This window comes from Fretibacterium fastidiosum (assembly GCF_000210715.1).
Classification (GTDB): domain Bacteria; phylum Synergistota; class Synergistia; order Synergistales; family Aminobacteriaceae; genus Fretibacterium; species Fretibacterium fastidiosum.
Genome location: NC_021038.1, coordinates 1,940,053 through 1,945,664 on the forward strand (window position 1 = coordinate 1,940,053; position 5,612 = coordinate 1,945,664).

Consider the following 5,612-nt stretch of genomic DNA (forward strand, 5'->3'; position numbering starts at 1 on the left):
GGATTTGGGCTTCCTTAGAGGGATGGAAACACACAAGAAAAGAAGGTAGAATAGTGTCTTCGCTGCGCTTCCTAAACTTCCTTAGAGGGATGGAAACCCGTTATTTACGTTCCAATCAGCCGGCAGTTTCATCCTTCCTAAACTTCCTTAGAGGGATGGAAACGAGCGTAGCGTCGCCAGATACCCGCGCGCCACAAGCTCCTTCCTAAACTTCCTTAGAGGGATGGAAACAGGGCGGCATCCGGGGAATACGGAGTGTGGCGTAACACTTCCTAAACTTCCTTAGAGGGATGGAAACTTCAGCGAGGAGGCGTCCAGCCCCTGGTTGTACCGGGCTTCCTAAACTTCCTTAGAGGGATGGAAACACGATGTTGTAATTCGCAAACAGCTTACGTCCCTGCTTCCTAAACTTCCTTAGAGGGATGGAAACCTGAACCTTCTCAGTGGCCATGTCGAACAGCTCCACTTCCTAAACTTCCTTAGAGGGATGGAAACACACTGAGAAAATCTCTATATCCCTGAGAGGTCAACTTCCTAAACTTCCTTAGAGGGATGGAAACCCCGGAGCGCCGGGCACGAGCCGAACGCCTGATGGACTTCCTAAACTTCCTTAGAGGGATGGAAACCGGCAATGTCCCTGTTTTAAGGGGCGGGGGGAGGCCTTCCTAAACTTCCTTAGAGGGATGGAAACCTCTGTCAGGAAGCGGTCGGCCGCTTCGATCAGCTTCCTTCCTAAACTTCCTTAGAGGGATGGAAACGACCGATGGGCTGCACTTCCTTCCCTGGAAGACCTACTTCCTAAACTTCCTTAGAGGGATGGAAACATTTGAACATGCATAGCGCTAACGACCTCCCGCCGGACTTCCTAAACTTCCTTAGAGGGATGGAAACCGAGCACTCGTGCGGGCTGTAGGGGCTCTTGGTCATCTTCCTAAACTTCCTTAGAGGGATGGAAACCAGTAGTGTTCTGCCACTCCCGCCCCTGTTGGGTTTCTTCCTAAACTTCCTTAGAGGGATGGAAACTAGCGCCCCTTGCGCCCTTTTCAAGGGCCCGGTTCGCTTCCTAAACTTCCTTAGAGGGATGGAAACGCAACCCGCCATGGCGAGCTTCCCAATCCGCAACATGCTTCCTAAACTTCCTTAGAGGGATGGAAACCAGGCAAATCAAGAAGGAGGCGACGGCATGATGCGGGCTTCCTAAACTTCCTTAGAGGGATGGAAACTCCGTGGCGCCGACTCCAAGAAACAGGACTCTGGCGGCTTCCTAAACTTCCTTAGAGGGATGGAAACTCTCGTGCTAACTTAGCAGAAAAGCTGGAAGTGGGCCCTTCCTAAACTTCCTTAGAGGGATGGAAACCCTACCCAAGAAACACCCCGTCAAAGATGGGCGGAAACTTCCTAAACTTCCTTAGAGGGATGGAAACTAGATTGGCTGCCATATCCAATCGAGGCGCTCGGTGGCTTCCTAAACTTCCTTAGAGGGATGGAAACCTAAAAAGTCCCAATATGGGAAGATTAATACATGGGCTTCCTAAACTTCCTTAGAGGGATGGAAACCGTTCGCGTCGAAATACGGCAGTCCGAAGGGGATATCCTTCCTAAACTTCCTTAGAGGGATGGAAACGTCGATCGTCGGCGCAGGCGGCGGCGTCTCCACCTTCCTTCCTAAACTTCCTTAGAGGGATGGAAACTCCGATACCTGGGGTTCTGAAAACTGCGCGGACGATTCTTCCTAAACTTCCTTAGAGGGATGGAAACGTCGCCCCGCTGGTATGGAACCGGCGAACGGGAACGCTCTTCCTAAACTTCCTTAGAGGGATGGAAACGGGTTTGCGGAGTTTTTAAAAATGCTGCTGTGGCAGCCCTTCCTAAACTTCCTTAGAGGGATGGAAACCGTCAAGAAATTGCCCATCTTAAGGCGGCACTTGAGGCTTCCTAAACTTCCTTAGAGGGATGGAAACCGCGCCATGAAGCGTCAGGAAGACGCTATCGTGTATCCTTCCTAAACTTCCTTAGAGGGATGGAAACCGGGCACGGCGGACGACTTCGCAGGAGGGGCCTTCGCTTCCTAAACTTCCTTAGAGGGATGGAAACAGCAAGGCTCCCATCTTCTCATCCATAACGGCGTGCACTTCCTAAACTTCCTTAGAGGGATGGAAACAGGCGAACCTCGATACCCTGCGGATGCTCGACCCGTCCCTTCCTAAACTTCCTTAGAGGGATGGAAACTCCGAACTCGTGACCGCCGATCAGCTCGGAGACGGCCTTCCTAAACTTCCTTAGAGGGATGGAAACCGATGTAGAGCGTCGTCGGCCCAGCTCGTGGCGGGGCTTCCTAAACTTCCTTAGAGGGATGGAAACTCAGAAGATCTACTCTGCCAGGGCGTGTAAACACAGCTTCCTAAACTTCCTTAGAGGGATGGAAACCGGTAGGTGTAGCGGCCCTCGATGCCGCAGGGCTCGCTTCCTAAACTTCCTTAGAGGGATGGAAACCCGAGACACTCAAAAGGAGTACGGAGGAAATCCTGCTTCCTAAACTTCCTTAGAGGGATGGAAACATCCCGTACTGCTTCGCCAAGCGAATGCATGTTTCAACTTCCTAAACTTCCTTAGAGGGATGGAAACCAGCAGTGAAGTACAAACTGACGGGGCGCGGGCAGGCTTCCTAAACTTCCTTAGAGGGATGGAAACCGGCATAGGGGCCGTGATGCAGAGGTCCGGGATGGGGCCCTTCCTAAACTTCCTTAGAGGGATGGAAACTATGTGTGGATTGCTGGGCCACAGGGGAAGCGATAGCTTCCTAAACTTCCTTAGAGGGATGGAAACAGTGCCTTGAGATACGATTCGCTGACATTCCGCCACTTCCTAAACTTCCTTAGAGGGATGGAAACAGCCATTGTACTGGCCACTGCCGGCCATACTTCTCCTTCCTAAACTTCCTTAGAGGGATGGAAACTAAAAACCCAGAGCCGCCTTCATTTCCTCATCCTGCTTCCTAAACTTCCTTAGAGGGATGGAAACGCACTCAATACGCCCACGCCGAACATGACGGCAGCCCTTCCTAAACTTCCTTAGAGGGATGGAAACTATGCATTCCATCGTTCACTGTCGCCATTTATCTCCTTCCTAAACTTCCTTAGAGGGATGGAAACTTCCTCACCCAGAACCTGAAAGAACTCTCAGCGAACACTTCCTAAACTTCCTTAGAGGGATGGAAACAGAAGGAGTGTCATTTCAAGATGAAACTGTACTGTTCCTTCCTAAACTTCCTTAGAGGGATGGAAACCTCAGCTAGTCATCGTGCCCTGCTTCTTCCCTACGCCCTTCCTAAACTTCCTTAGAGGGATGGAAACTACGAAGGTCGCGTAATACTCGATGGGGAACGGGCCTTCCTAAACTTCCTTAGAGGGATGGAAACACCATGCAGACTTCCTCCTCAGCAGTGACAAAGCGGTCTTCCTAAACTTCCTTAGAGGGATGGAAACCGACCTGCGCGTCCTGAACAAGCTGTTCCACACGGACCTTCCTAAACTTCCTTAGAGGGATGGAAACCCATCCCTTCATTCATGGAAATGACGCCTTGGCAACTTCCTAAACTTCCTTAGAGGGATGGAAACATTCGGCTCAGGAGTGGATGAACGAGCGCATCCCGCTTCCTAAACTTCCTTAGAGGGATGGAAACTCATTCCGACCTGCGCCCTTCCCTTGAGTTCTTTCACTTCCTAAACTTCCTTAGAGGGATGGAAACAAAGAACTCTCAGCGAACATGACGCCGAGGACCAGCCTTCCTAAACTTCCTTAGAGGGATGGAAACGGTTTATGCAGGAAGTGGATATCGAATGGCGGAGGGCTTCCTAAACTTCCTTAGAGGGATGGAAACAGCGTGATCTTCCCGGTCGTAGCATCGACCGTATCCACTTCCTAAACTTCCTTAGAGGGATGGAAACCTTTCGCAGTTCCTCGTGTGTCATGCCATTTCCTCACCCTTCCTAAACTTCCTTAGAGGGATGGAAACCGATGATGACGGGCATTCACAGGACTTCTGGCTGTATGCTTCCTAAACTTCCTTAGAGGGATGGAAACTCCAGGTCCCACCTCCGCCGGTCGGCGGTCCGGAATACCTTCCTAAACTTCCTTAGAGGGATGGAAACACGAGGGGCAGCTCAATGTGCAGGGTCTGCATCTTGCTTCCTAAACTTCCTTAGAGGGATGGAAACTAGTCCAGCCCTTCCGGCCCCATGATGGACTCCACCCCTTCCTAAACTTCCTTAGAGGGATGGAAACCACCATCAGGGGAGGTCGCCGCCTTGTTGCCGCTTCTTCCTAAACTTCCTTAGAGGGATGGAAACTCTCCCACAGCGCAGAATACCCCCTGTTCCGGCGACCCTTCCTAAACTTCCTTAGAGGGATGGAAACCTGTAAACCTCAAGCCGCTCGATACGTTGCCCCCGGCTTCCTAAACTTCCTTAGAGGGATGGAAACGATAGGAGTGGCGAATCCGCCAAATCAAAATTCAGACTTCCTAAACTTCCTTAGAGGGATGGAAACGCTGTTCACGGGGGCATGTTTACAACGTTGAAAGCGGCTTCCTAAACTTCCTTAGAGGGATGGAAACTGCCATGCGGCGGCAACTCATCTATCGGGCCTTTGACTTCCTAAACTTCCTTAGAGGGATGGAAACTACTCCCCAAGCCTGTAACCCCAAGCCTCAAGGCTGTGCTTCCTAAACTTCCTTAGAGGGATGGAAACCCTCGTCCTTCCCAAAAGGAACGCGAAGTGTCCTCGCTTCCTAAACTTCCTTAGAGGGATGGAAACGAAATCGTCGTTTTCTTCATCCGTCGTTTGCTCCTTCCTTCCTAAACTTCCTTAGAGGGATGGAAACAATCGGCGGCCGAGGAGTACGTCGTTATCGACGACCCTTCCTAAACTTCCTTAGAGGGATGGAAACAGGTTTTAGGGCTTAAAGGTGCGTCCGAAGGGCTCGCTTCCTAAACTTCCTTAGAGGGATGGAAACACAACCAGGACGCCGGGATGTACAGGACCTTCATCAACTTCCTAAACTTCCTTAGAGGGATGGAAACGGGTTCGACCCGCTTCCGGAGGGCGAGTACACGGTGCTTCCTAAACTTCCTTAGAGGGATGGAAACGTCTCCATCGAGCAAATACAACGCAACACCGGCTGCCCTTCCTAAACTTCCTTAGAGGGATGGAAACTGTTGGGTTGATACCATTGTGGGGTAGAGCGGGCCCTTCCTAAACTTCCTTAGAGGGATGGAAACAAGTGGTGGATGACGACCCCAATAATCCCTTCCCCCTTCCTAAACTTCCTTAGAGGGATGGAAACCGTGCGACAGGACGATGATGCGGCGGTCTTCGTGCCCCTTCCTAAACTTCCTTAGAGGGATGGAAACACCAATCCCAGCACGTCACATACGTCTTTCGCCACCCCTTCCTAAACTTCCTTAGAGGGATGGAAACACGTCCAGCCGGACGTCCGTGAACTTGGAGCGCAGCGCTTCCTAAACTTCCTTAGAGGGATGGAAACCCGCTCCCGGTGGGCGCCACGATGCAGAGGTCCCCCCTTCCTAAACTTCCTTAGAGGGATGGAAACC

Annotated in this window: 1 CRISPR repeat array. The window is 51.4% G+C overall.

The annotated features are described in order from the left end of the window. Positions 1–67 precede the first annotated feature (67 nt). A CRISPR array of direct repeats spans positions 68–5,611; the repeat unit is 30 nt; unit sequence CTTCCTAAACTTCCTTAGAGGGATGGAAAC. Position 5,612: the final 1 nt, after the last annotated feature.